The organism is Streptomyces sp. NPDC058221 (genome assembly GCF_042882365.1).
GTDB lineage: Bacteria > Actinomycetota > Actinomycetes > Streptomycetales > Streptomycetaceae > Streptomyces.
In genome coordinates this window covers 25896-46035 of record NZ_JBHVWF010000057.1, presented here as the reverse complement: position 1 = coordinate 46035, position 20140 = coordinate 25896, and the positions used below count along the sequence as shown (strand labels likewise).

Sequence of the window (20140 nt, the reverse complement as noted above, 5' to 3'; positions counted from 1 at the left end):
GTCTGGGCCAACCATGTCCTGCTCGGCGGCGCCGGCGGATTCAAGGAGTCCGGCACACTCGGGAACATCGGCTCCGAGAACGACACCGGGGCTACCGGCATCGGTGACGTGGACGGCGACGGCTACGGCGACCTGGTGATCGGCAGCAGCAGCGACACCAGCAAGGTCACCGTCCTGTACGGCTCGGCCGACGGCCCCTCGTCCGGCCGGGTGCAGACCTTCGACCAGTCCCTGCCCGGGTTCTACGGCGCCCAGGAGGAGGACGACCATGTCGGCTCGTGCGTCGCGGTGGCCGACGTGACCGGGGACGGCCGCGCGGAGATCGCCCTCGGCATCGACGGCGAGGACTTCGGCGGTCTGACCGATGCCGGCTCGTTCGCGCTGCTCCACGGAACCGCGAGCGGCGTCACCGGCGACGGCAGCCAGGTGATGCAACAGGACACTGCCGGTGTGCCCGGTGTCGCCGAGAACAACGACAAGTTCGGGGCAGCCTGCGCGCTCCTCGACGTCAACGGCGACGGACACCGCGACCTCGCCGTGTCCTCGGCCGCGGAGAACGCCTCGACCGGAGCGGTCTGGAACCTGAGCGGCGACGCCAAGGGGCTGACCACGAAGGGGGCGACGGCCTTCGCACCCGGCGATGTCGGGGGTCCGGTCACGAAGGCGGAGTTCGGCAGCTTCCTGCGCTGACAGCGCCCCGCCGGCGCTCAGTGGCCGGCCTGGCGGCCCATCACCGCCCGGCCGGTCCGGCCCGACGTCCGTGTCAGGCGGTGCCCGCCCATGCGTCGGCCCCGAACGTGCCCTTCACATCGGAGGCGATGGTCATGGCGTTCACCCTTGCCTCCAGGGCATAGACGGTGGTCTTCCGGGTGCCCCGGACGCTGAGGCGGACCGGGCTCTCGCCGGGGTGGTCGGCGAGGATCCGCTTGAGCTCGCTCACGGACCGTTCGGTGACCTGGTGGGCGAGGAGTTCAAGTCGTACGGGTGGCTTGCCGCCGTGCTCCGCCGAGGACATGTCCAGCACCCTCAGCTCTCTGCCGAAGATGTTCACGGTGCCGTCGCGGTCCTCGATCCTCCCGGTCACCGAGATGACGTTGTCCTCGGACAGGGCGTGCTGCACGAGGCGGTAGGAGGCCGGGAAGAAGAGGACCTCGATGCCGGCGTCGCGGTCCTCCAGATTCACGATGGCCCAGGCGTTGCCCTGTTTGGTCATCTTGAGCTGGATGCCGGTGATCAGACCGGAGAGCTGTACGTCTCCCGAAGTGCGGCCGGAGGTGAGGAGTTCGGCGATGGAGGAGTCCCGGGCGCCGGAGAGGATGTGCTCGGCTCCGTCCAAGGGGTGGGCCGAGACGTACAGGCCCAGCATTTCGCGTTCGGTTGCCAGGAGTTGGCGCCGGGGCCACTCGGTGTCGTCCATCGAGAGGTCCAGGCCGAGGGCCGGTCCGTCGCCGCTGTCTTTGCCCAGTTCCGCGAAGAGGTCGTCCTGACCGAATCCGGCGGCCTTCTTCACCGGGATGACGGCATCGATGGCGGCCTCGTGAACGGCAGCCAAGCCCTTTCGGGAATGTCCCAGGGAATCGAAGGTTCCGGCTTTGACCAGGGATTCGACGGCCCGTTTGTTGAGGGCCGGCAGTTCGGCCTTGTCCAGGAAATCGGGGAAGGAGGTGAATTTCCCCTTGTTGCGGCGGGAGCCGACGATCGCGTCGATGACGTTGTCGCCGACATTGCGTACGGATCGCAGCCCGAACCGTACGTCGTCCCCGACTGCGGTGAACTCCGCGACGGATTCGTTCACATCGGGCTGGAGGACGCGGACGCCGTTCTTGCGTGCGTCGGCGAGGTAGACCGCGGCCTTGTCCTTGTCGTCGCCGACCGAGGTGAGCAGAGCGGCCATGTACTCCGCCGGGTAGTTGGCTTTCAGGTACGCGGTCCAGCAGGAGACGAGGCCGTAACCGGCCGTGTGGGACTTGTTGAACGCGTAGCCGGAGAACGGCAGCATGACGTCCCACAGGGCCCTGATGGCTTCTTCGCCGTAGCCGTTGCTCCGCATGCCGTCGTGGAACTTGTCCCACTCGGCGGCCAGCACCTCCGGCTTCTTCTTGCCCATGGCCCGGCGCAACAGGTCGGCGCCGCCCAGGGTGTAACCGGCCAGTTCCCGGGCGATGGCCATGATCTGCTCCTGGTAGACGAGCAGGTGGAAGGTGGTGCCGAGGATCGGCTCCAGGGCCTCGCGCAGATCGGGGTGGATCGGGGTGATCTCCTGGCGGCCGGTCTTGCGGTGCGCGTAGTTGGTGTGCGCGTTGGCAGCCATGGGGCCGGGGCGGTAGAGGGCGTTGACCGCGGCGATGTCCTCGAAGCGGGTGGGTTCCATCTGCCGCAGCAGGACCCGCATGCCGCCGCCGTCCAGCTGGAAGACCCCGAAGGTGTTGCCCTCGGCCAGCAGCCGGTACGTCTTCGGGTCGTCGAGCGGGATCACGACGGTGGAGGGGTCGCCGTCCATAGGGTCCACGGTGGCCAGGCTGACGCCCCGGTTCTCGCGGATGTTCTCGATGGCCTGGTCGATGACGCCCAGGTTCCGCAGCCCCAGGAAGTCCATCTTGATCAGGCCCATCGCCTCGCAGGACGGGTAGTCGAACCCGGTGATCTTCACCCCGTCCGAGGCGCGCATGTGCAGCGGGATGCGGTCGGTCAGCCTCGTCTTGGAGAGGATCACCGCGGCGGCGTGCACGCCTGTGCCGCGGGTGAGGCCCTCGACGCCGCGCGCGGTGTCCATGACCCGCTTCACCTCGGGCTCGTTCTCGTACATCTGCCGGAGCTCGCCGGTTTCGCCGTACCGCTCGTGAGAGGGGTCGAAGACGGCGGCCAGGGGAGCCGGTTTGCCGTTCTGGTCCGGCGGGAGTGCCTTGGTGATCCGCTCGCCGTGCGAGTAGGGGTATCCCAGGATCCGGGAGGAGTCCTTGGTCGCGTTCTTGGCCTTGATCCTGCCGAACGTGTTCACCATGGCCGTGTACTCGTCGCCGTACTTCTCGGTGACGTAACGGACCATCCGGTCGCGGTGGCGGTCGTCGAAGTCGAGGTCCACATCGGGTGGGTTGATGCGCTCGGGGTTGAGGAACCTCTCGAAGAGGAGTCCGTGCTCCAGGGGGCACAGTTCGGTGATGCGCGTGGCGTAGGCCACGAGGGAGCCGGTGGCCGACCCACGGCCCGGTCCGAGGGGGATCCCGCTGTCCCGGGCGTGGCGGCAGATGTCCGCGACGACGAGGAAGTAGGAGCTGAATCCCATGGGGCCGATGACCGTCATCTCGGTCTCGAAGCGCTCCAGTACGTGCGGGGGCACGGGATTCCCGTAGCGCAGCGCAAGGCCCCTGAGGACCTCCTTGCGCAGCCACGACTCCTGGGACTCGCCCTCGGGCACGTCCGGGAACTGCGGCATCTCGTCGACATAGTCGAAGACTTCGTCGTAGGGCTCGATGCGCTCGGCGATGAGCAGGGTGTTGTCGCAGGCCTCCGGGAGTTCCGAGAAGAGAGTGCGCATCTCGGTGGCGGTCTTGAGGTAGTAGCCGGAGCCGTTGAAGCGGAAGCGCCTCGGGTCGTCCTTGTTCCTGCCGACGCCGATGCACAGCAGGCTGTCGTGGGCATCGGCCTGGTCCTCGGTGACGTAGTGCGCGTCGTTGGTGGCCAGAAGGGGGATGCTCAACTCCTCGGCCAGGCGCAGCAGGCCGCCCCGCACGGTGCGCTCGATCTCCAGGCCGTGGTCCATCAGTTCCAGGAAGTAGTTCTCCCGGCCGAAGATCTCCTGGTAGGCCGCGGCGGCCGCCTTCGCCTCGTCGTACTGGTTCAGCCGCAGACGGGTCTGGATCTCGCCGGAGGGGCAGCCGGTGGTGGCGATGACGCCCTGGGGCCGTTCAGCGATCAGCTCGCGGTCCATGCGCGGCTTTCCGGCCGGGAACTGGCCTTCGTAGCTGGCCCGGGTGCTGAGCCAGAACAGGTTCCGCACGCCCTGTGCGTTCCGGGCCCACATCGTCATGTGGGTGAAGCGGCCGCCGCCCGAGACGTCCTTCGAGCCCTCACCGTCATCGCTCACCGCGCGGCGGCCTCCGGGCCCCCAGAACTCCTGCTTCCGGCTGAACCGGGAGGACGGCGCCACATAGGCCTCGATGCCGATGATCGGCGTGATGCCCTCGAAGCCCTTCGCGACCTGAGCGAACTCATGGGCACCGAACATGTTGCCGTGATCGCTCATGGCGATCGCCGGCATCCGCTGCCGGGCCACCTCGCCGAACATGGGCTTCAGCTTCTGCGCACCGTCCAGCATCGAGTACTCGGTGTGGTTGTGCAGATGTACGAAGGAATCCGGCACGGGTGAGTCATCTCCGGGGACGAACGGACGCCACACCCCGGCCAGGACCGCAGGAGTGACGTGGACATGGACGTGGACGCTGCCTGCGGCCGGCCGCCGGCCGGCCTCTCTGTCACTCCGCAGCAACACCACACGTTGACCAGACACATCAAAGCGAGCCTTGAGTACCGGAATCAAACAACTATTTCGCCTCCATCGATCAACCATTGGTTGATCACTTAGGATGGCCGGCGTGGACCTCACCGCCGTGAACACCTTCGTCGCCGCCGTGGACGCGGGACAGTTCCAAGAAGCAGCCATCGCTCTGTCGGTCACCCCGCAAGCGGTGTCCAAGCGCATCGCGGTACTGGAAAGGGACCTCGGGGTTCAGCTGTTCAGCCGCACCGCGCGCGGAGCCCAGCTCACCATCGACGGGCAGGCGTTCCTGCCCCATGCGCGGGCCCTTCTCCGGGCCGAGGAGCGGGCGGCCGCTTCCGTGTGTCCGAGCAGCCGCCCGCTGCGCGTCGATGTGATCGGCCGGCAGCTCTCGCTGGCCGGTCTGCTGCGCGGCTTCCACCGTTCGCACCCCGACGTCGAACTCGATGTCGTGACGCTCTTCGACTCCGACTCGGCCATTGCCGCCATCCGGTCCGGAACGATCGACGCGACCTTCCGTGCCGTCGCCATGCCCGGCCTCCGGCTCCCCGACGACATCGAGGCCACCCCGGTCCTCGACGAACCGCTGCACCTGTTCACGGGGGCGGGCCACGAGTTCGCCGCGGCCGACTCGGTCACCCCGGCCCAGCTGGCCGGGCGGCGGATCTGGATGCCGGGCAACGTCTCGGGCACCGAGTGGGCCGCCTACTACGACGCGCTCGCCACCGCGTTCGGGTTCACCATCGACTCGATCGGCCCCGACTTCGGCATCGAGCCCCTGCTCGACACGATCGCGAATTCCTCGACGCTGGCCACGTTCGTCAGCGAACAGACCCCTCTCGTCTGGCCTGCCGGCCACGACCTGAGACGCATCCCCCTGCGCGGGCCGACACCCGTCTATCCCCATTCGCTGCTCTGGCGCACCGACAACCCGCACCCCGGCCTCGACGCTCTGCGCGCCCACCTGCGCTCCGCCTACCCCGGCCGCCCCGACGGCGGAATCTGGACGCCGAAGTGGGCTCAGCGACCCGGGAACGGCCAGGAGGCCGGGTGATCGGAGCCTGTCCGGGCCTGTCTCGCTCGACAACGCCCTGGAGATCTTTCAGCGGGCCGCTGTCCCTGCCTGGGCGGGAGCGCGGTGGGCGTGGCGGTAGGCCAGCGGGGACAGGCCGAGGTGGGTGTGGAAGTGCTTGCGCAACGCGACCGGGTCGCCGAAACCGCAGGCGGTGGCGATCCGCGCGACGGCCAGGTCACTGGACTCCAGCAGGCGGCGCGCCTCGGCCAGCCTGCTCTGCAGCAGCCACTGGAGCGGGCTCGTGGCCACCTCGGCGCGGAACCGCCGGGTGAACGTGCGCTCGCTCATGTGCGCGTGATCGGCCATGTCCTGGAGGGTGACCGGTTCGGCCAGCCGGCTGAGCGCCCAGTGGCGGGTGGCCGACGTGGAACGGTCGGATTCCTCCGGCACCGGGTGCTCGATGAACTGCGCCTGTCCACCCTCCCGCCATGGGGCCACCACGCAACGTCGCGCAGCGGCTCCTGCCACGGTCGCGCCATGGTCCCTGCGGACCAGGTGGAGGAACAGGTCGATGCCGGCCGCTCCCCCGGCTGCCGTCAGGATGCGTCCGTTGTCGACGAACAGCACGTCCTGATCGACCTCGACGCCGGGGAACAACCGGGTGAACCGGTCGCACAGCGCCCAGTGCGTGGTGGCTCGCAGCCCCTCCAGCAGGCCGGCCGCCGCGAGCAGGAATGCCGATGTGCACAGGCTGACGATGCGGGTCCCGGCTCCGATCCGAGCGAAGGCCGCCGCGACCGGGGCGGGCAGTTCGCCGGTGGTCAGCAGGTGTTCGCCGGGCTCCTGGGTGGCGATCACCACCGTGTCCGCGCTCTCCAGGAGTGACTCGTCGTCGTCGACAACGATCCGGAAGCCCTCGTTCGTACGGACCGGCAGTCCACCCAGCGAGCAGGTCGTCACGGCGTAGAGCCGTTCCCCGGCCGGGTCGAGGGCTTCGTTGAGCACCCTCGCGGGGATCCCGAGGTCCATCGGCATGACCCCGTCCAGGGCGAGAACAGCGACGCGATGCGGCATGGCCGGAATGGTACGGCAGATGGCTGTCCAGCCATTCACGGTTCCCCTTGTACGTCGACGAGGCTGAAGCGCATCGGGGTCGTGGCCCCGGTGCGAGAACGCCCGTCACGGATGCGAACGAGGAGATCATGAGCGAGCAGACGATGCGTGCCGTCACCATCGGGGAGTTCGGCGGACCCGACGTACTGACCGCAGGGCGGGTCGCGCGCCCCGAGCCGCTGCCGACCGAGGTACTGGTGCGTGTGCACGCCGCCGGAGTCAACCCGGTGGACTGGAAGACCCGCGCGGGCCACGGTATGGCCGGCTTGCAGAAGCTTCCACTGATCCTCGGCTGGGACGTATCCGGAGTCGTCGAGGAGGTCGGCTTCGGTGTCACCTCGCTCTCACCCGGCGACGAGGTCTACGCCATGCCGTGGTTCCCACGCCCGGCGGGCGCGTACGCGGAATTCGTCACGGCGCCGTCCCGCCAGTTCGCCCGCAAGCCGGCTTCGCTCTCGCACATCGAGGCCGCGGCAGTGCCGCTCGCGGGGCTCACCGCCTGGCAGGCCCTGGTCGACACCGCGCGGGTGACCGCCGGGCAGCGGGTGCTGGTGCATGCGGCAGCCGGTGGCGTGGGGCACTTGGCGGTCCAGTTCGCCAAGCACCTGGGCGCCGAGGTGGTCGCGACGGCCCGTGAGCCGCGGCACAGGTGGCTCAAGGAACTGGGCGCAGACGAGACGGTCGACTACACCCGGCGGCGGTTCGAGGAGGCCATCGGCGAGGTCGATGTCGTCATCGACCTGATCGGCGCCGCGGACGACACCGACGTCCGATCGGTGTCGGTCACCCGGCGGGGCGGTCTGGTCATCTCCATTCCGAGCGGAGTCTCGGAGAAGCTGGCCGCCACGGCCGCACAGGCGGGTGTGCGTACCAGCCCGCTGCTGGTCGAACCGGACGCCGCAGGGCTGACGGCCATCGCCGGCCTGGTCGACTCCGGCACGGTCCGCGTCGAGGTCGAGCGCGCCTTCGCCCTGGAGCAGGCCGCCGAGGCGCACCGGCTGGGCGAGAGCAACCGCACCCGGGGCAAGCTCGTGCTGGAGGTCAGCCGGTGAGGACGCCTGGCTGGACCACGAGCACCTCAGGTCCCGACCCGAGGGTGGCTGACCATCTCCCCCGCCACGTGGACGGTGTCCCGCGATCGGAGAGTGGCCGCAGCCACCACTGACAACGCACGTACGCTGCCCGGACTCCGGCCGTCCCCGATGAACGGATCGATCTCATGGACGTGGTGTTCACCGGCCTCGTGATCGAGTGGCGCGGGCCGTCGCCGTTCCACTTCGTCGCCGTGCCCGAAGAACAGGCCGCCGACATCCGCGAGGTGGCCGCGACAGCCACGTACGGCTGGGGGGTGGTCCCCGTCGAGGCGGACATCGGCGGGACCGTCTTCACCACGTCGCTCTTCCCCAAGGACGGCGGTTATCTGCTGCCGCTCAAGAAGGCCGTGCGCACAGCGCGGGGACTCTTGGCAGGCGACGATGTGACCGTGCGGATGACCGTCCGACTCCAAGGCTGAGCTGCTGGTGGTACGGGACTCACCCGACGGACGCGTTCGCCGCCCCGGGCGCCGGCACCGGCCTGCTCAGCGGACCCGGTCGTAGACGAGGGCCAACGTGCCGTGCTCGCCCGCGGCCTGACTGACGAGCGACCACTGCGCGGCGGGCAGTCCGTCGTCGAAGAGGGCCGGCCCGCCGCCGAGGAAGACCGGGAAGACCGTGAGCGCGAGCCGGTCGACCTTGTCGTCCGCCAGGAGGGCCTTGATGACACTCGCGCTGGAAAGCACGAGAATGTCGCCCCCCTCGGCCGCCTTGAGGTCCGTGACCACCTCGGCGGTCGACCTGTCGACGATCGTCGTCCGCTCCCACGGCGCCTCGTCGAGCGTGGAGGACAGGACCACCTTGTCGACGTCGACCAGCCACTTCGCGAAGCCCTCGTCGCGCGGATCGACCCCCTCCATACCGATGACGGTGGGCCAGAAGCCGAGGAAGCCCTCAGCGTTGACCCGGCCCAGCAGGGCCGTCGTCGCCGACTGCCAGAGGCCGGTCAGATGGTCCCGGGCAACGTCGGTGACGGCGTACGGCATCACCCAGCCCATATCCAGGGGGCTGTCGGGACCGGCGTAGCGTCCGTCGAGGGAGAGGCTCATATTGGTGACGACCCTGCGGCCGGCAGCCTGCTCTGTCATGTCTTACTCCTCGAATGAGATCCGGGGTCACTGGTGTCGTGGGCGACACGGGTGCCGGCCGTGTCGTGGGAGCCGTCGGCACCCTTCGTGTCGTGCGCACCGGCTGTGCGGTTCAGGTCGTCGGCAAGCGTTGCAGCGAGCTTGTCGAGGCTCTGGCCGAAGCCGATCTCGATGCCTGCGACGAAGTCCGCGGAGTCGACGGTGCTGTCGCTGATCCGGTAGTGGACGGACAGGTCCGTGCCGGTACCGGTGGGACGGAGATCGAGATCGACGTGTGCGGTGAAGGCGGGGACGCCGTCGGGAAGGAGTGGGGAGAGGCGATAGGCGAGGCGCTCACCGGGGCTCATGCCCTCGACAGTGCCCTCCGCCCGCCCTGCGACCGTGTCCGACCCGTCGGCGTCCTCGGCATCGCGGTACTCCTGCACGATCCGCCCGCCCGGTCGCGCCTCGAAGACGAGCTCGGAGACCCGGAGGTCGTCCGGCACCCACCAACGAGCGAGGAGGGGAACCTCGGTCAGATGGCGCCACACCAGGTCGGGCCGGACCGTCATCGACCGACGGAACCTGAACGAGCGCCCGTCGGCCCACCCTGGTCCCTCTGCGGCAAGCCGCTCCGCGTGGACGCTGCGCCCGTAACGGTCATAGGTCGCCCGCGGGCCGTCGGCGTGGTCCGCGGTGTCGGCGATGCGACCGAGCACGGCTGCCAGATCCCGCAGCGGGGCGGACCGCAGCGCGTATATGCGGCGCTGCCCGGATCGCCTGCAGGTGACGATGCCGGCACGCTCCAGGGTCTGCAGGTGCTTGGTCGTCTGCGGCTGGCGGGCCTCGGCGAGTTGGGCGAGCACGCCGACCGGGCGGGGGCGCTCGGCCAGCAGGCGCACGAGCCGCCAGCGGGCCGGGTCGGCCAGCGCGGTGAGGAGTGCATCGGTCATGACCCCAGTATTCCTTGACGCGAATATTCGTGTCAAGGAATACTACTTGGAACCCCGGAACGGCCACCTCGGCTCACGGCTGAGGCGTGGGCATCGCCGGCTTCTCTGGCTGCGCACTCCCCGGTTCCCTCGTTACGCGCGTCCCCGGGTGCCACAGGGAACAGATGAAGGCGAGCACGAGGGCACCGGCCATGCAGTAGAAGACCCACTGGTTCGCCTCGGCGAAGTCCATCCGGATCGACTGCATCGAATCCCGGGTGAGTTCGGCGACCCGGCCCCCGCCCGTCGGCTGCTGCGCGTCCGCGTTGCCGGTGACGGCCTCGGCGATCTGGTGGGCGGCATCGCGGGCAGGTCCGCGTGGCACACCATCCGCCCGCAGCGTCTGCCCGACGCGGTTGACCGTGACATGCGTCAGCACCGTGCCGAACACCGCCAGACCGATACTGGCAGCGAAGTTGCGGACTGTTTGGGTGATGCCGGTGACCTCGCCGTACGAGGCGCCGATCGACCGGTTGACCGCATCGGTCGAGGCGGGCGCGAGGATGAAGCCGATGCCCGCTCCGGCAATGGCCGCGTACAGCCACTGGTCGTGCATCGAGAGCGTCGTCAGCTTGCCGGCCCAGAGGGCGAACCCCACTGCTCCGACCGCGGCACCGAGCTTCAGGGCCGGACGGGCTCCCCGCTTGTCGAGGATGCGTCCGCCCCACTGGGAGGCGAGGGCGAACCCCACGAAGAAGTACAGCAGATAGAGCGCCGCCTGGTTGGGCGAGGCACTGAGGGAGACCTGCGCGTAGACCGAGGCGAAGAACAGCACCGGCACGAAGGCAGTCATGGCGAAGAAGAGCACGGCCATGTCGACGGCGAAGGCCCGGTCCCGGAAAACCTGCAGTTTGACGAGCGGATGCCGCCGCCGCAGCTCGAAGCGGCAGAAGTAGGCAAGGACCGCGAGGCCGGCCACGATGCACACCCATGTCCGCCACGTGTCCCAGCCCCAGGACGCGGACTGCTGCAGCCCCAGGACGGTCAGTCCCATCCCGACCGCCATGAGCACGGTGCCGGGCACGTCCAGCGGCTCCCGCTTCGAGGTCTCGGGAATGCGGGCGAGCAGCGCCAGGACGATCGCGATCACGGCGATCGGGACGTTGATCCAGAAGATGGCGCGCCAGGTCCAGCCGGTGAGCCAGCCACCCAGCAGCGGACCGATGGCGGTGAGCCCGCCCGAGACGCCGAAGAACAACGCCAACGCCCGCCCGCGCCGTTCGACCGGGAAGACGGCGATGACCACGGCGAGCGCCGCCGGGAACATGAAGGCCGCGCCGACACCCTGAACCGCCCGGAACCCGATCAGCCACGCCTCGGCGTAGGAGCCCGTCGGCACAGCGCCGCAGAGCGCCGAGGCGACGACGAAGACGAGCGTGCCGCAGAGCATGACACGGCGGTGGCCGTAGATGTCGGACAGGCGGCCGCCGAGGGCGAAGAACGCGGCGAGGGTCAGCAGATAGGCGTTCACGACCCATTGCATCTGCGAGGACGTGAGGCCCAGTTCATGGATGATGTCGGGCGCGGCAATCGCCACGATGGTCTGGTCGATGAACGTCATCGACACGGCGAACATCATCGCCGCGAGCGCGAGCGCCTGGTTCGGCGGCCCGCTCGCGCCGGCCCCTACCGGCTTGCGCGGGGGCCCTGACTGCGGAGCCGAATTATCCATGGCCCAATATTCCCCGCCCCCACACCCCTGCGCACTCCGGGCAGCCCGAGGGGCCCGGCACGCCTGACCGGCATCCGGACCCACCCGCAACCGCTCGGGAGTTCCCGCGTCCCGCCCCCGGGCGCAGGACCGGCCGATCTCCCCCGCTCGCTCGTCGCGTCTCACAACCCTTGTCAGTATCCAGAATCCTGGTTACTGTTTGATTCGTGAACGATTTCGACAACCGCTTCCTCACGCGCAACGGCCTCGCCGCGCGGCAGCTCGCCGTCCTGCTCCTGCACCACGAGCCGGACACCCGCCTGCCCCGCGTCCGTGACTTCGCGCAGGAGCTGGGTTGCGGAAACGGCACCGTCCAGGCCGCCCTCCACCTGCTGGAGGAGTCCGGGGCGATCTCCACGACCGCGCGCGGCCATCTCGGTACGTTCCTCGTCCACTCGGACCGAGCCATCCTGTGGCGGCTGTCCGGTCTCGGAACCCTGCTCGCGGCGATGCCACTCCCCTACTCGCGACGTTACGAGGGCCTGGCGACCGGGCTGCGCAGCGCCTTCGAGGAGGCCGGCGCACCGTTCGCCATCACGTTCATGCGAGGCGCCGGAGCCCGGACCGCCGCGCTACTGGAGGGCAAGGTCGACCTGGTCGTCCTGTCGCGCTTCGCCGCCGATCAGCTGATCGCCGAGCACCCGGTGGAGCTGGTGGCCGACCTCGGCCCCGCCACGTACGTCGGCGCGCACGGGATGCTGGTGCGGCACGGCGTCGACCTGGACACACCGGGACTGCGGGTGGCGGTCGACCACGCCTCCGAGGATCTGCGGATGCTCGTGGAGCGGGTCTTCGCCGGCCGCAAGGACGTCGAGTGGCGGGAGGCGTCGTACATGCAGCTGGGCGACTTGTTCGCGCGGAACGAGGTCGACGCGACGGTCTGGAACCTGGACGAGGCGCAGGACCGGCTCGGGATCGGCGTCGACGTGCTCCCGCTCGGGGACGAGGTCACCAGGGAACTCGCCCTGCGCAACTCCACCGCCGCAGTGATCGGCAGGTCCGAGGGGGCCAAGGCGCTCGCCGCCGTCCGGGATTCGCTGGATCTGTCACTGGTGACCCGACTGCAGAGCGAGGTGCTCCGCGGCGAGCGCGTCCCCTCGTACTGACCAGCGGGTTCAGTGACCGGGGTCTCACAACTCCAGGGAGTCGCACACCCTCAAAATACAAAATCCTGGTTACTGTTGATTTTAGGAGGATCATCATGGACGACCAGCTCGCACTGCGGATCCAGCTCTTTCGCGAAGGCGGACAGGTGAGGCCCGAGGTGGCCGACTTCGTCACCACCGAGCTGACCTCTCTGGAGGCCGAGGGACGCACGGTCACCGAAGCGACGGCAGGCATGCTGACCAGCCATCTGATGATGGCGCTCAGCCGGCTCCTGGACGGCGAACCGATCGAGCAGTTCCTCACCGACGACCAGGTCGCCGCCGAGCTGGCCGGACATCCCGACGCCGTCACCCGCGCCCGTGCCGTCTCGGCCCGTGCCGAGCGGGAGCTCGGGGCCGCGCTCCCGGAGTCCGAGGTCAACTTTCTCGGCATGCACCTCGCCGTGCTCGCCCAGCAGTCCCCCTCCGCCCCGACGTCCTGACCGATCACGGCAGGGGCACTGCCCTCTCGCCCCCGTGGACCGAACCGACACAGAGAGAAGAACAGCCATGACGAAGATCCTCACCGGTGGAGTAGGCAAGACCGAGGTCACCGAGGCCATCAGCAAGCTCGGCATCGACTCGCTCGACGTCGTCGCCTCCAGCGACATGGACGCGGCGATGAAGCTCCGGGCCGGTCAGGCCGACTACTACCTCGGCACCTGCCACACGGGCGCCGGTGCCTCGCTCGGTGTGCTCGTCGGTCTCATGGGCAGCGCCGCGTGCCACACCTTCGGGCGGAGCGTCCCGACCGAGGAGAAGGTCACCGAACTGCTCGCCGAGGGCAAGAAGGTCTTCGGCTTCTCGATGGACCAGATCGACGTCATCGCCCCCCTCATGGCGCGCGCCATCGCCGCCCGCGGCTGATCCCAGCCCGTTCTCATCATCCCGGGCACCAAGGAGTGACTCGTGAGCACCACACTCGCAGCCGGCGCCAGTCTCGACTTCACGCTGGCCCAGCAACTCACCGTGATAGCCCTCTGTGCGCTGACGGCCTACATCTCGCACATGGCCCTGGCCGTCTTCAATGACGGGGTGCGCCCCTTCATGCTGGACTTCATCCAGGGGCGCACCACCCGCAGCGCGACGACGGCTGTCTCCTTCGGTCTCTCCGCCGGCTTCATCTTCGGACTCGGTGCCCCGATGGCCCTGTCCACCGGCGTCCTCAACCCGTGGCTGGTCTTCCTGCCCACGGACATCCTCGGGATGCTGGCGCCGAAGAAGTGGCTCGCCCCTATCCTCGGCGGCGCCTGGGGCGCGGTGGTCGTCTTCGGTCTGAACGGCGCCAACAACGTCGCCCACGACCTGCCGGTCGACTTCCTGACCGCGATGCAGCAGATGTCGACACCGATCCTGTTCCTCTTCTCGCTGTTCCCGGTGCTCGCCATCACCAAGCAGTTCGGCCGCAAGTGGGGCGGTATCGCGGGCGTCCTCGAACTCGCCCTCGTCGTCATGACGATGAAGCTGTGGCCGAACATGTTCGCCGGAGCGCTTGCCATGGCCGTCGGCGTGCTGATGCTCATCGGCCTCGCGGTCGCCAAGGACGTCCGGCAGCGCCGGACCGACCGGGCGGCAGGCGTCGAGGAGGTCGTCCTGGAGGACGATCCGATGGCGTCGCTGTTCAGTGCCAGCGCCGCCCGGCTGCGCAGGTACCTGCCGCTGTTCATGGTGCTCGGGGCCGGAGTCTGTGTGCTGGCCCAGATGCACATATTCGGCGGCGGTGAGGCAACCAGCTTCCTGATCGCGAAGGGGCAGTACTCCGAGGCCGCCCAGGTGGACTTCTACCGGGTGTTCGGCTTCATCCCGCTGATCGCGACGACCGCTCTCGCCTCCGGCGCGTACGGCATCGCCGGATTCACGCTGGTGTACCCGATCGGCTACCTGATGCCGAACCCGTTCCTGGCGGCTGTCGTCGGTGCGCTCGTGTTCGCCGCCGAGGTGCTGGCCCTCTCCTGGATCGGCAGGGTCCTCGGCAAGCTGCCCAGTGTCCGTGACTCGTCCGAACACCTGCGCAGCGCCATCGGGGACACGCTCCAGCTGGCGATCCTCTTCGGTTCGCTGATGGCCGCCAACGCCATGGGAGGCGGGCTCGGCATCCTCGTCGTGGGCGGGCTCTACCTGCTGAACGAGGCAATGGGCCGTCCCGTCGTGAAGATGGCCGCCGCACCGGCTGCCGTGATCGTCGGCGGCATCCTGCTCAACGTCCTGTACTGGCTCGACCTGTTCACCCCGGTCAAGGGCTGATCCGCCCCGGACCGGACCGGGCCCGTACGCGAAGAAGGAACCCACGATGAACCACCCCGCCCCGCACACTCTGCGCACCGTCAGCGGCGATCTCCCGGCCGCTTCGGTACGCGGCCCCGCCCTCGCCCACGAGCACCTCGTCCTCGACCTGGACCAGCGGGGCGACGGCGCGGCCGTCCTCGATCCGCGGCTCCACGCGGCGGCCGTGGCCGCCGAGCTGAACGCGCTGCGGGAGGAGTTCGGGCTCTCCCTCGTCGTCGAGCTGACCTGCCGGGGCATGGGACGCGATGTCCGCACCCTGGCGGCCATCGCCCGGGACGCGCAGGTCGCGGTGGTCGCCGCGACCGGCTGGTACTACGAGCCGTTCCACACACCGGAGATCGACACCGCCGACGTGGAGCAGCTCACCGAGGTCCTCGTCCGCGAGATCGAGGCCGGCATCGGTGCGACCGGCGTCCGGCCCGGCGTACTCGGCGAGATCGGCAGCCACGGCGACGTCCCGACCGCTCCCGAGGCCAAGGTGCTGCGGGCCGGTGCCCGGGCCGCGCGTGCCACCGGGCTCTCCCTCGCCACCCACGCGCAGCTGGGCCGGGGCGGGCTCGCCCAGCTGGAACTGCTCACCGGTGAGGGCCTGCCCGCCCACCGCGTCAGCATCGGCCACCAGGATCTGCTCGACGATCCGGGTGTCCACCGGGAGCTCGCGGCGAGCGGGGCGTACGTCGCCTTCGACACCGTGGGCAAGTCGTCCTACCAGAGCGACCGGGCCCGGCTGCGGCTGCTGCTCTGCCTGGTGGAGGCCGGCCACGCCGACCGGGCCCTGCTCAGCTGCGACATCTCACGCCACGGCTACCTCGTGGACGAGGGCGGTCAGGGCTACGGACACCTCTTCCGCAGCTTCCTGCCCGAGCTCCGGGCGGCGGGCGCCGACGACGACCTGATCGATCTGCTGACCCGCCGCAATCCGCTGCGCTTCCTGACCGGCGCGAGCGTGGAGGAGATCTGACATGAGCCCCGTACTTCCCGCCACCTTCCCGCTGGCGACCGTCGGTCTGGACGACGCCGTCGCCACGCAGTTCCGGCTGCTGGAGGCCACCGCGGCACACTTCGAGGGACAGCAGCTGTTCTCGTCCGACGCCGGAGTCGTCCCCGGTCTGGGCCGGCCCCGCACCACCGCCCGCGTCGAAGCCGTACTCGCGGAGTTCTTCGGGGCCGAGGACGCCGCCTTCGTCCAGGGCGCGGGCACCGGTGCGATCCGGGCCGCCCTCAACGCGGCCGTCCGGGCGGGCGACCCGCTGCTCATTCACCGGGCCCCGGTCTACCGCACCACGGCGGTCACGCTGCGGGGCATCGGCGTGGAGACCACCGAGGCCGACTTCAACGACGCCCCGGCACTGAGCGAGGCCCTCGCGTCCGGACGCTACCGGTGGGCGTACATCCAGCACACCCGTCAACGGCTCGCCGACTCCTACGATCCGGCGGAGGTCATCGCCGCCTGCAGGGCGGCCGGGGTGCGCACGATCGTCGACGACAACTACGCGGTCATGCGCACACCTGCCGCCGGTGTGGAACTGGGAGCCGACGCCTCCTGCTTCTCCCTCTTCAAGCTGCACGGCCCCGAGGGCGTCGGCCTCGTCGTCGGCGCCCGTGACCTGGTCGCGCGCATCCGCCGCGACAACTACTCCGGCGGCGGGCAGGTCCAGGGCCACCAGGCGCTCGACGCCCTGCGCGCCCTCACCCACGTTCCCGTGATGTGGTCCGTGCAGTCACGCGTGGGCGCCGAGGTCGCGGAACGGCTGACGGCCGGTGAGGTGGCGGGCGTGGCCGAGGTGCGCATCGCCAACGCACAGGACCGCTGCCTGCTCGTACGGCTCGACCGGCCCGTCGCCGGGCGGCTGCCCGCCGTCGCCGCCCGGTTCGGAGCCGCCCCCTATCCCGTCGGCTCCAACTCCCGGTACGAGATCGCCCCGCTCTTCTACCGGATGTCCAGCTCGGCTCTGGAGGACTCCCCCGACCTCGCCGACTGGACCGTGCGCATCAACCCGATGCGGGCGGGCGCGGATCTCGTCATCGACATCCTGCGCCGCTCGCTCGCCGCCCTGGACGACCCGAAGGACGACTGACCGTGTTTCTCGACACCGTGCTCACCCGCAACCCGGGGCTCGTCGACGCCGCGGCCGCACTCCACCGGAACGGCGAGATCCCGCCCGACACCTATGTCGTGGACCTGGACGCCGTCGAGGCCAACGCCGCACTGCTGGCGGCCGAGGCCGACCGTCTCGGCATCAGCCTCTGGTTCGTCGTCAAACAGCTCGGCCGCAACCCCGAACTGATCCGGGCCATCGCCCGGCACATCCCCCGCTCGGCCGCCATCGACCCGGCCGAGGCCCGTACGCTGCACGCCGCAGGCGCACAGCCCGGCAACCTCGGCCACCTCGTGCAGATCCCCCGGCGCGCGCTGCCCGAGATGCTGGCCTGGCGTCCCGAGACCGTCACGGTCTTCGACCTGGCCAACGCCCGTGCCGTCTCCGAAGCGGCGCGCGAACTGGGCTTCGTCCAGGACGTATTGATCCGGCTGGAAGGTGCCGACGGAGCCGTCTACCCCGGCCAGGAGGGCGGTGTCCCGCTCGACCGGCTGGACGCCTTCGCCAAGGAGGCCGAGGCACTGGACGGCATTCGGATCGCGGGCGTCACCGCATTCCCCTGTGTCCTGTGCGACCCGGCTACGGGCATGCCGGCCGCAACCCCCAACTTCGGCCTGGCGCTCAGGGCCCGCGAACTCCTGGCCGCGCGGGGACACCGCGACCTCAAGCTCAGCGCTCCCAGCGCCACCTCGATGGCTTCCCTCCCGCTGCTCGCCGAACTGGGAGCCACCCACGGCGAGCCCGGCCACGCGCTCACCGGGACGACCCCGTTGCACGCCCTCGATCCGGCCCAGCCGGAGAAGCCCGCCTACGTGTACGTCAGCGAGGTCGCACACACCCTCGACGACGGCCGGCCGGCGATATTCGGCGGCGGCTTCTACACCCGCTCCCACATCCGCAGCGCTCTCCTGCCGCGCACCGGCACCCGACTGGGCGTGCAGGCCGCACCCGCCGAGAACATCGACTACTACCGGCTGCTCGACGCACCCGCCCGCGCAGCGGACGTCCGCATCGGGGACACGGCGCTGCTCGCCTTCCGTACCCAGATCTTCGTCACCCGCTCGACCGTCGCCGTCGTATCCGGACTGGCCTCCGGCAGCCCCCGGCTGAACGGGCTGTACGACGCCCACGGCCGAGCCCTGTAAGGAGCACCTCATGGCCAAGACCGTCATCGTCGTCATCGACGGATTCGGCGTCGGCGCCATGCCCGACGCGGGCACCCTGCGTCCCGGCGACCTCGCCGCCGACACCTGCGGACACGTACTCGACCACTGCCGCACCGCATTCGGACGGCCGTTGCGGCTGCCGGTACTCGGCGCGCTGGGGCTCGGTCTTGTCCACGAGCACCCGGACCTGGCACGCCGCACCCATCTGCCGGTGGCCGCGGGCCGGGCCGCGCTCGGCTATCCGGGCGCGGACACCTTCGCGGGCCACCAGACCATGATGGGCGCCGACTTCAGCCGGGTGACCGTGGCCAGGCTCGCCGACCACCTCGGCGAGGTGGCCGACGCGCTCACCGCCGCCGGCCACCGGGTCGAGCCACTGGACGGAAAGCCGCTGCTCGTCGTCGACGGGGCGGTCCTGGTCCACGACAACCTGGAGGCCGATCCCGGAATCAACTGGAACGCCTCCGGCCGCCTGGACGACCTCTCCTTCGAAGGACCCGGCGGAATCCTCGCCATCGCCCGCACCGTGCGCGCCGTCGCTCCGGTGGCGCGGGTCATCGCGGTCGGCGGCCACGCGGACGGTCCGCTCCGCGACTTCGTCCGCCCGGGCGACGGGGGCACGACCGGACTGGACACGCCCGCCACCGGCTTCTACCGCAACGGCGGCCTCCAGGTGCAGCATCTCGGCGCCCCCCTCGACCACACCCGCCAGCTCCCCGAACTGGCTGCCCGGGCCGGCATCCCGGTCACCCTCGTCGGCAAGGCCGCCGACATCCTGGAGTGCGCGGCGGCAACACGTCATCCGGCCGTCGCCACCGCCGACGTCCTGTCGCACACCCTGGACGCGGTGCGCGCCGAGGGCGACGCCCTCGTGGTCGCCAACGTGCAGGAAACGGATCTGGCAGGGCACCAGCAGGACACGGAGCGGTACGGACATCTGCTGGAACAGGTGGATGCCGGCCTCGCCGGGCTCGTGGCGCTGCTCGCGGAACCCGGCGACCGGCTGATCGTCACCGGCGACCACGGAAACGACCCCACGATCGGCCACGCACTCCATACCCGGGAGTACGTGCCGGTGCTGATCCACCGGCCCGGCGCGGACGGGGTGGAGCTCCTCCCGGACGCGCACAGCCTGGCGGACGTCGGCGCCACCGCCGCCCTGTCGCTGGCTCTGGACCCGGAGGACCTGGCGGGCGGTACCCCGCTCCACTCGGGCCGGCACGCGGCCTGAGCCCGGTGCCGTGCGAGGGGTCGCTGGACACTTGGCACGGTTCCCCGCACTGATGCATCGTGGCACCGATACATCGTGCTGGTACGGGATCGTTCGCCGAACGGAGACGCACATGACGGGTGAAGCCGCGTTCCGGGTGGGTCTCCGCGTCGAGGACGTGACCGAGGCAGCCAGGTTCTATGCGGGGCTCGGGTTCGAGCAGGCCGGATCGATATCGAGTCCGGGCGGCCGGCCGATCATGGCCGTCCTGAGACGTGGTGCTCTTCAACTCCTCGTCGATGCCCTGACCGGCATGCCGTTTCCGGACAGCGACCACGAACGCATGACCAGAACCGGTCCTCGGGGTCTCGGCGTTGTCATCGGTATCGAGGTGGACGACGTCGACGCGGCCGCTGACTACTGCCGCTCGGCCGGAGCCACGGTCACCGCGGGCCCGCTCGACGCGCCATGGGGCGAGCGGTACGCCGAATGCCTCGATCCGTACGACTACGCGTGGAAGTTCTACCAGCTGCTCCCCGATCCGCCCCAGGACAGCCTGGACACCGCCTACGACAGCTGGTTCGCCTGACTCGCTGCGGACCCCGGCTGCACGGGGATCTCGGGTAATCCGCTTGTACGGGTTCCGCGGGGCCATCTAATCTCGCCACCAACGGCGTGTAGCTCAGTAGCCAGAGCACCGGGCTCCGGACCCGGAGGGCGCAGGGGCGGAACCTGCCACGCCGGCTT

The 20140-nt window shown here is 69.9% G+C and carries 18 protein-coding genes and 1 tRNA gene; 14 read left to right on the top strand and 5 right to left on the bottom strand.

What is annotated here, in order from left to right:
* Positions 1 to 690, top strand: a 690-nt coding sequence (locus ACFVW8_RS19660; protein ID WP_389691627.1) for an FG-GAP-like repeat-containing protein, incomplete at its 5' end; no start/stop codon positions are given.
* A gap of 73 nt (positions 691 to 763) precedes the next feature.
* Here the strand turns inward: ACFVW8_RS19660 and dnaE are convergent.
* Positions 764 to 4360, bottom strand: a complete 3597-nt coding sequence (gene dnaE, locus ACFVW8_RS19655; RefSeq protein ID WP_389691625.1) for a DNA polymerase III subunit alpha — start codon at positions 4358 to 4360, stop codon at positions 764 to 766.
* A 232-nt stretch (positions 4361 to 4592) separates the two neighbouring features.
* On the opposite strand from dnaE, the gene ACFVW8_RS19650 reads away from it, so the two are divergent.
* Entirely contained in the window at positions 4593 to 5549 is a 957-nt protein-coding gene (locus ACFVW8_RS19650) for a LysR family transcriptional regulator (protein ID WP_389691623.1), read from the top strand.
* Between the two features lie 48 nt (positions 5550 to 5597).
* On the opposite strand, the gene ACFVW8_RS19645 is transcribed toward ACFVW8_RS19650, so the two are convergent.
* The gene (locus ACFVW8_RS19645; RefSeq protein ID WP_389691621.1) at positions 5598 to 6584 is read right to left on the bottom strand and encodes a GlxA family transcriptional regulator; all 987 of its coding nucleotides are present in this window, start codon (positions 6582 to 6584) and stop codon (positions 5598 to 5600) included.
* Between the two features lie 128 nt (positions 6585 to 6712).
* Here ACFVW8_RS19645 and ACFVW8_RS19640 point away from each other — a divergent pair, with 128 nt between their 5' ends.
* Positions 6713 to 7675: an NADP-dependent oxidoreductase gene (locus ACFVW8_RS19640; RefSeq protein WP_389691619.1), complete on the top strand. Its 963-nt coding sequence runs from the start codon at positions 6713 to 6715 to the stop codon at positions 7673 to 7675.
* Positions 7676 to 7842: 167 nt separating this feature from the next.
* The gene (locus ACFVW8_RS19635) at positions 7843 to 8136 is read left to right on the top strand and encodes a DUF1905 domain-containing protein (protein ID WP_389691617.1); all 294 of its coding nucleotides are present in this window, start codon (positions 7843 to 7845) and stop codon (positions 8134 to 8136) included.
* A 66-nt stretch (positions 8137 to 8202) separates the two neighbouring features.
* On the opposite strand, the gene ACFVW8_RS19630 is transcribed toward ACFVW8_RS19635, so the two are convergent.
* From ACFVW8_RS19630 to ACFVW8_RS19620, 3 genes are all read right to left on the bottom strand, one after another.
* Positions 8203 to 8805 carry a dihydrofolate reductase family protein gene (locus ACFVW8_RS19630; protein ID WP_389691615.1) on the bottom strand — a complete coding sequence of 201 codons (603 nt, stop codon included), beginning with the start codon at positions 8803 to 8805 and terminating at the stop codon, positions 8203 to 8205.
* Positions 8802 to 9737 carry a metalloregulator ArsR/SmtB family transcription factor gene (locus tag ACFVW8_RS19625; protein WP_389691613.1) on the bottom strand — a complete coding sequence of 312 codons (936 nt, stop codon included), beginning with the start codon at positions 9735 to 9737 and terminating at the stop codon, positions 8802 to 8804. Before ACFVW8_RS19625 ends, ACFVW8_RS19630 begins: the two co-directional genes overlap by 4 nt.
* Positions 9738 to 9810: 73 nt before the next feature.
* Positions 9811 to 11448 (bottom strand): MFS transporter, encoded by a 1638-nt coding sequence (locus tag ACFVW8_RS19620; RefSeq protein ID WP_389691611.1) that lies wholly within the window; start codon positions 11446 to 11448, stop codon positions 9811 to 9813.
* A gap of 206 nt (positions 11449 to 11654) precedes the next feature.
* On the opposite strand from ACFVW8_RS19620, the gene yhfZ reads away from it, so the two are divergent.
* The 10 genes from yhfZ to ACFVW8_RS19570 all read left to right on the top strand — a co-directional run bounded on the left by yhfZ (position 11655) and on the right by ACFVW8_RS19570 (position 20137).
* A complete protein-coding gene (gene yhfZ / locus ACFVW8_RS19615; RefSeq protein ID WP_389691609.1) occupies positions 11655 to 12593 on the top strand; it encodes a GntR family transcriptional regulator YhfZ in 939 nt (312 codons plus the stop codon).
* A gap of 95 nt (positions 12594 to 12688) precedes the next feature.
* Complete coding sequence (locus tag ACFVW8_RS19610; RefSeq protein WP_389691607.1) at positions 12689 to 13075, top strand: transcriptional antiterminator; 387 nt, start codon at positions 12689 to 12691, stop codon at positions 13073 to 13075.
* A gap of 67 nt (positions 13076 to 13142) precedes the next feature.
* Complete coding sequence (locus tag ACFVW8_RS19605) at positions 13143 to 13499, top strand: DUF2620 domain-containing protein (protein WP_389691605.1); 357 nt, start codon at positions 13143 to 13145, stop codon at positions 13497 to 13499.
* 42 nt (positions 13500 to 13541) lie between these two features.
* On the top strand, positions 13542 to 14876 hold the full coding sequence (locus ACFVW8_RS19600) for a YhfT family protein (protein WP_389691603.1): 1335 nt from the start codon (positions 13542 to 13544) through the stop codon (positions 14874 to 14876).
* Between the two features lie 46 nt (positions 14877 to 14922).
* Positions 14923 to 15879 (top strand): phosphotriesterase, encoded by a 957-nt coding sequence (locus tag ACFVW8_RS19595; protein WP_389691601.1) that lies wholly within the window; start codon positions 14923 to 14925, stop codon positions 15877 to 15879.
* A gap of 1 nt (position 15880) precedes the next feature.
* Positions 15881 to 16996, top strand: a complete 1116-nt coding sequence (locus ACFVW8_RS19590) for an aminotransferase class V-fold PLP-dependent enzyme (protein ID WP_389691599.1) — start codon at positions 15881 to 15883, stop codon at positions 16994 to 16996.
* Between the two features lie 2 nt (positions 16997 to 16998).
* The gene (locus ACFVW8_RS19585; RefSeq protein WP_389691597.1) at positions 16999 to 18162 is read left to right on the top strand and encodes a YhfX family PLP-dependent enzyme; all 1164 of its coding nucleotides are present in this window, start codon (positions 16999 to 17001) and stop codon (positions 18160 to 18162) included.
* A 10-nt stretch (positions 18163 to 18172) separates the two neighbouring features.
* Positions 18173 to 19414, top strand: coding sequence for a phosphopentomutase (locus ACFVW8_RS19580; RefSeq protein WP_389691595.1), 1242 nt, complete (start codon positions 18173 to 18175; stop codon positions 19412 to 19414).
* Between the two features lie 112 nt (positions 19415 to 19526).
* Entirely contained in the window at positions 19527 to 19982 is a 456-nt protein-coding gene (locus ACFVW8_RS19575) for a VOC family protein (protein ID WP_389691593.1), read from the top strand.
* Between the two features lie 82 nt (positions 19983 to 20064).
* Positions 20065 to 20137 (top strand) — tRNA-Arg (locus ACFVW8_RS19570).
* Positions 20138 to 20140: the final 3 nt, after the last annotated feature.

Bases quoted from the DNA above. Each gene is read 5' to 3' on its own strand.
- ACFVW8_RS19595 (WP_389691601.1), top strand. From the start codon at position 14,923: ATGAACCACCCCGCCCCGCACACTCTGCGCACCGTCAGCGGCGATCTC.
- ACFVW8_RS19640 (WP_389691619.1), top strand. From the start codon at position 6,713: ATGAGCGAGCAGACGATGCGTGCCGTCACCATCGGGGAGTTCGGCGGA.
- ACFVW8_RS19645 (WP_389691621.1), bottom strand. From the start codon at position 6,584: ATGCCGCATCGCGTCGCTGTTCTCGCCCTGGACGGGGTCATGCCGATG.
- ACFVW8_RS19625 (WP_389691613.1), bottom strand. From the start codon at position 9,737: ATGACCGATGCACTCCTCACCGCGCTGGCCGACCCGGCCCGCTGGCGG.
- ACFVW8_RS19620 (WP_389691611.1), bottom strand. From the start codon at position 11,448: ATGGATAATTCGGCTCCGCAGTCAGGGCCCCCGCGCAAGCCGGTAGGG.
- ACFVW8_RS19635 (WP_389691617.1), top strand. From the start codon at position 7,843: ATGGACGTGGTGTTCACCGGCCTCGTGATCGAGTGGCGCGGGCCGTCG.
- ACFVW8_RS19630 (WP_389691615.1), bottom strand. From the start codon at position 8,805: ATGACAGAGCAGGCTGCCGGCCGCAGGGTCGTCACCAATATGAGCCTC.
- ACFVW8_RS19605 (WP_389691605.1), top strand. From the start codon at position 13,143: ATGACGAAGATCCTCACCGGTGGAGTAGGCAAGACCGAGGTCACCGAG.
- ACFVW8_RS19610 (WP_389691607.1), top strand. From the start codon at position 12,689: ATGGACGACCAGCTCGCACTGCGGATCCAGCTCTTTCGCGAAGGCGGA.
- ACFVW8_RS19580 (WP_389691595.1), top strand. From the start codon at position 18,173: ATGGCCAAGACCGTCATCGTCGTCATCGACGGATTCGGCGTCGGCGCC.
- ACFVW8_RS19575 (WP_389691593.1), top strand. From the start codon at position 19,527: ATGACGGGTGAAGCCGCGTTCCGGGTGGGTCTCCGCGTCGAGGACGTG.
- ACFVW8_RS19590 (WP_389691599.1), top strand. From the start codon at position 15,881: ATGAGCCCCGTACTTCCCGCCACCTTCCCGCTGGCGACCGTCGGTCTG.